Origin of the sequence: Butyricicoccus sp. (assembly GCF_050872565.1) — a bacterium.
GTDB lineage: Bacteria > Bacillota > Clostridia > Oscillospirales > Butyricicoccaceae > Butyricicoccus_A.
In genome coordinates this window covers 1-4,723 of record NZ_JBNMHC010000171.1, presented here as the reverse complement: position 1 = coordinate 4,723, position 4,723 = coordinate 1, and the positions used below count along the sequence as shown (strand labels likewise).

Below are 4,723 nucleotides of genomic sequence, written 5' to 3'. Positions count from 1 at the left end.
GTAGATACCAAGACCGCAAACAACATGGATAAGGTCGGCAAGACTGACAAGACTTCTCCGAAGACCGGTGAACCGGCGCTTCCGATGGGAGCCGTGATTGCGGTGGTTGCTATTGCAGCAGGGGGAATTTTCTTAGTTGTAAAGAAGAGAGGAACTGTGGCTAGTGATCGGACGTAACACCATAACCATCAATCCGACAGGAAAGTTGGACCGGCAGAAGGGGGAAATTATTCGGACTCTGCGCGCCAATATCGAATTTACTGGCGTTGAAAATCGCGTCCTTGCCATCACAAGCGCACATCCAAATGACGGCAAAACGACAACATCCTTTTATCTGGCAAGTGCATTTGCTGATGCAGGAAAAAAGACGTTGTTTGTCGATGCAGATCTTCGAAAATCCATCTTTATTGGCGAGTACCGCATTAAAAACGCAGAATTTGGCTTGAGCCATCTGCTTTCTGGTCAGAAGAGTCTGGATGAGGTGATTTACGACACCAACATCGAAAACTTGTCTGTGATTGTTGCAGGCACCTTCCCGACCAATCCGTCGGAGCTGGTTGGCAATCCTCGTTTTGCGGCTATGCTGGAAAAAGCGCGAGAGGAATTTGATTACATCATCATTGATACACCGCCAATCGGCGCTGTCATTGATGCCGCAATCATCGCGAAGCAGTGTGATGGCTCCATTTTCATCACTGCATCAGACAGCATTTCCCGCAATGTGGCGAGAAGCATGGTGGAACAGCTGCGCGCCGCAAACAAGAATATCTTGGGCTGCGTGATAACCAAAGCGGATATTGGCAGAGGTAAGTATTATTACTCTCGATCTCCGTATTATGGCAAGCGTGGTTCCTATTATGGCTACGGCTACGGCGGATATGGCTATGGATCTTACGGAACAAAGCAGGAGACCAAACAGGACGAGAAAGTAGGGCAGCGATGAACAACAGTACCAATATGCAGGAAGATGAAATTGATCTGCTGGAGTTGCTGCAAAATCTGCTGCGCAACTGGTGGCTGCTTACCATCGGTGCCATTGTGGGCGGTTTGATTTTCTTTTTCGCAACGACGTCTTTGATTACGCCAATGTATGAGTCCTCTGCAACCATCTATGTGTTGTCCAAGACGACGAGTATTTCGGCAGCGTTGGACATGACAACTGGCGAGCAGCTGGCAGAAGACTTTTCTGTTATTGCAACGAGCAATCCGGTATTGGATGGCGCCTCGGAGCAGATTGAAAAGGACACTGGCGAGCGCATCACCAGAGATCAGATGAAAGACATGGTTACGGTAACGGATAATGCAACGCGACTGCTTGTCATTACGGCAACCAGTGACGATCCGGAAACCGCGGAAATTGTCGCCAATGCAGTGGCAGCACAGACCAGTGAAAAAATGGCAGAAATCACCAAAACCGATGCGCCGACAACGGTAGAAGAAGCAGAAGCTGCGAAGGAACCGTCCAGTCCGAATGTCACCAAGAATACATGCATGGGCGTTGCCGCTGGTTTGGGTGTTGTTTTGGTCATTCTGGTCTTGAATTTCTTGATGAACGATCATATCGTCAGCGAAGAAGATGTGGAAAGATACTTGGGTCTTCCGACGCTTGCTATCTTCCCAGATATTGACCCGCATGAGACCAACAACAGCAACCACAAGCATAAGAAGGGCAGAGCAAAATCATGAAAAAGAAGATTGGAAAAAAACAAAAGATTGTTTTTCCTATTCTGTTTTTATGTATTTTAGGGCTGATTGCAGTCTGTTTCTGGCAAAATAGTCAGAAGCAGACTGCTGAGCAGCCTGCTTCGGCAGAAAATCAAACGTCGACTGCAAAGCAATCTGTAGGCAGCGGCTCTGCGGAAACGGCACAAAAGCTGGATATTCCGATTGATTTTCAAAAGCTACAGCAGGAGAATCCAGATATTTATGCATGGATTCGTATCCCAGATACTACAGTGGATTATCCGATTTTACAGAGTGAAACGGATAACGATTATTATCTGTTCCACACACCAGAGGGAAAATCTGGCTATCCGGGATCAATTTATACAGAAAATTATAACAGCAAAGACTTTTTGGATTTTAATACCGTGATTTACGGTCATAAAATGCGTAATCATACCATGTTTGCTGATTTGGAGTATTATGAAGATATTGATTATCTTAAGCAGCATAATATGATTACCATTTATACACCAGATCATATCCGAACCTATCAGGTTTTTGCAGCTGTTACCTATGACAATCGACATATTATGTATTCGTTTGATTTTGTCAACAAAGAACAGCGTCAAGCCTATTTGGATTCACTCAAAGCGGTGCGAAATATGGCGACCTGTTGGGATGACAGCGTCAATGTGACAACAGAGGATAAAATCATTACGTTGTCTACATGCAACGGAAATGACAAACAGCGTTTTTTGGTGGAGGCAGTGCTGATTGATGAGAAGTAATACGAAAAAAAGAAAACAAATCATAATCAGCATAGCTGTTCTTGTTATCGCTATCGTTTTGGTGGCTGGATATTTTGTAAAGAACGCGAAGAGAAATGCTGCGCTTCAGACGGGAAATGTCAGTCTGGGGTCAGGGGCGAGTGCAGAATCCAATATCGTTCATTACAAAGGAAAAACCTATCAGTACAATAAAAATCTGATGAATGTGTTGTTCCTTGGCATTGATACGACACAAAACCTTTCGCAAACAAATATGCCGGGTGAGGCCGGTCAGTCTGATTGCATTTTGGTTTTGTCTATGGATAAGCAGAAAAAAACGGCACGGATTCTGCAAATCTCCCGTGATACTATGACAGATATAGATACCTATGATGTCGCTGGCAAATATGTTTCGACAATCCAAGCGCAAATTGCTTTGCAGTATGCGTATGGAACAGGCGAAAAAAGCAGCTGCTGGGCATCAGAAAAAGCAGTATCTAGATTGTTGTATGATTTGCCGATTGATGGATATTTTTCCATGAACTTAAACGGCATTACGGCAGTCAATGATGCGCTTGGCGGCGTAACACTGACTTTGTCAGAGGACGCAACCAATGTTGATCCAACATTCAAAGCCGGGTCGACAATTACTTTAAAAGGAGATATGGCAGAGACTTTTGTCCGCAAACGAGATATTACCGTCTCCGGCAGCAATCTTAGCCGTATGCAGCGGCAGACGGAATACATTCGAGCATTGTTTCACACCATGCAGGAGTATATGCACCAGAATGGTAATGATTTCCAGACTGTCTACAATAAATTAAATTTGGATTCTTATGCATTCACAGATTTGAGTATGTATGAGATGCAGACGATGATGTCTTATGATTTTTTGGAACAGGAAATCGAAACGGTTCCGGGCACAACCAAAGCAGGGGAAGAGCATGATGAATGCTATGTGGATGAAGAAGCGCTGTATGATTTGATCATTCAGATGTTCTATACAGAAGTGAAGGAATAGAGGAGAATACGGATGAAAGGGATTATTTTGGCAGCTGGAAAGGGAACTCGGCTGTATCCAATGACAAAACCGGTATGCAAACCGTTATTGCCAGTATATGACAAGCCATTGATTTACTATTCGATTGCTGTGTTAATGGAAGCAGATATTCGGGATATTATGATTATCATCCCACCGGATGAAGAAGAGACGTTCCGAAAGCTATTGGGGGACGGTTCTGCTTTTGGCGTACATATTACCTATGCAGTACAGTATGTCGCACGTGGTATAGCAGATGCTTTCTTAGTCGCAGAGGATTTTGTAGCGGGAGATTCTGCTTGTTTGGTACTCGGAGACAATATCTTCTATGCCAAAGATCTGTGTGAAAAATTAAAGCAGGGAGCTGCTACACAGGATGGCGCAACTGTATTTGGTTATTATGTAGAAGATCCACGTGCTTTTGGCGTAGTGGAATTCGATGAACATGGTAAGGCGATTAGCTTGGAAGAAAAACCAAAACATCCAAAATCCAATTATATCATTCCGGGATTGTATTTTTATGATTCTGATGTGTTGCAGCTTGCCAAAACCTTACAGCCGTCTGCTAGAGGCGAATTAGAGATTACCGATCTCAATCGTCTGTATTTAGAAAGCGGCAAATTACAGGTAATACCTTTGGCGTCTGATTTTGTATGGATGGATGCAGGAACCGCAGACAGTCTTTTGGAAGCGGCACAGCAGATTAAACAAATACAACAAGATACAGGCAGATATGTGGCTTGTTTAGAAGAAATTGCATATAAACATGGATATTTATCTGAAGAACAAGTCGAACAGGCCGGAGAGAAACTGAATTCTACACTGTATGGACAATATTTGCAGTGCATTTCAGCAGAGAGATGAAAGGCTAGCAAATGATTTGCCAAACAGAGGAGTTTACGTTATGTATTATGATCCAGATAAAGAATGCACCAATTTAGTGCAGCGAATGCGAAAAATATGCATGGCAAAAGGCATTTCCGTATATGCAGCTGCACGAAAAGCGAATATATCTGTATCGACATTAAACGAAATCATGAATGAAAAAACGCGGCCGCAGCTGTACACGCTGTTTAAAATCTGCAATGCATTAGAAATTCGCATTATCGATTTGTTTGATGATACGGTTAGTCATGAAGATGAACCGGATACACAGCCGAACAGCACCATTGTCGAGTATCAGTACTTGCCGGAATGGAAGCGGAAAATGGTGGATCAGTATGTGAAAATGGTCGCACAGTATGAAGTGGAT

At 43.6% G+C, this 4,723-nt stretch carries 6 protein-coding genes; all 6 read left to right on the top strand.

Annotated elements, in window-relative coordinates:
- Window positions 1-163 precede the first annotated feature (163 nt).
- A complete protein-coding gene (locus ACR0P9_RS07830) occupies window positions 164-943 on the top strand; it encodes a CpsD/CapB family tyrosine-protein kinase (protein WP_432618950.1) in 780 nt (259 codons plus the stop codon).
- Complete coding sequence (locus ACR0P9_RS07825) at window positions 940-1,686, top strand: YveK family protein (protein ID WP_432618948.1); 747 nt, start codon at window positions 940-942, stop codon at window positions 1,684-1,686. Before ACR0P9_RS07830 ends, ACR0P9_RS07825 begins: the two co-directional genes overlap by 4 nt.
- A complete protein-coding gene (gene srtB / locus ACR0P9_RS07820) occupies window positions 1,683-2,453 on the top strand; it encodes a class B sortase (protein ID WP_432618946.1) in 771 nt (256 codons plus the stop codon). The genes ACR0P9_RS07825 and srtB overlap by 4 nt, the downstream gene beginning before the upstream one ends.
- Window positions 2,443-3,453: an LCP family protein gene (locus ACR0P9_RS07815; RefSeq protein ID WP_432618944.1), complete on the top strand. Its 1,011-nt coding sequence runs from the start codon at window positions 2,443-2,445 to the stop codon at window positions 3,451-3,453. Before srtB ends, ACR0P9_RS07815 begins: the two co-directional genes overlap by 11 nt.
- Before the next feature lie 12 nt (window positions 3,454-3,465).
- Window positions 3,466-4,335, top strand: coding sequence for a glucose-1-phosphate thymidylyltransferase RfbA (gene rfbA / locus ACR0P9_RS07810; protein WP_432618942.1), 870 nt, complete (start codon window positions 3,466-3,468; stop codon window positions 4,333-4,335).
- A 40-nt stretch (window positions 4,336-4,375) separates the two neighbouring features.
- On the top strand, window positions 4,376-4,723 hold a 348-nt coding region (locus ACR0P9_RS07805; RefSeq protein ID WP_432618940.1), incomplete at its 3' end, for a helix-turn-helix domain-containing protein.

Bases quoted from the DNA above. Each gene is read 5' to 3' on its own strand.
- ACR0P9_RS07825 (WP_432618948.1), top strand. From the start codon at position 940: ATGAACAACAGTACCAATATGCAGGAAGATGAAATTGATCTGCTGGAG.
- srtB (WP_432618946.1), top strand. From the start codon at position 1,683: ATGAAAAAGAAGATTGGAAAAAAACAAAAGATTGTTTTTCCTATTCTG.
- ACR0P9_RS07815 (WP_432618944.1), top strand. From the start codon at position 2,443: ATGAGAAGTAATACGAAAAAAAGAAAACAAATCATAATCAGCATAGCT.
- rfbA (WP_432618942.1), top strand. From the start codon at position 3,466: ATGAAAGGGATTATTTTGGCAGCTGGAAAGGGAACTCGGCTGTATCCA.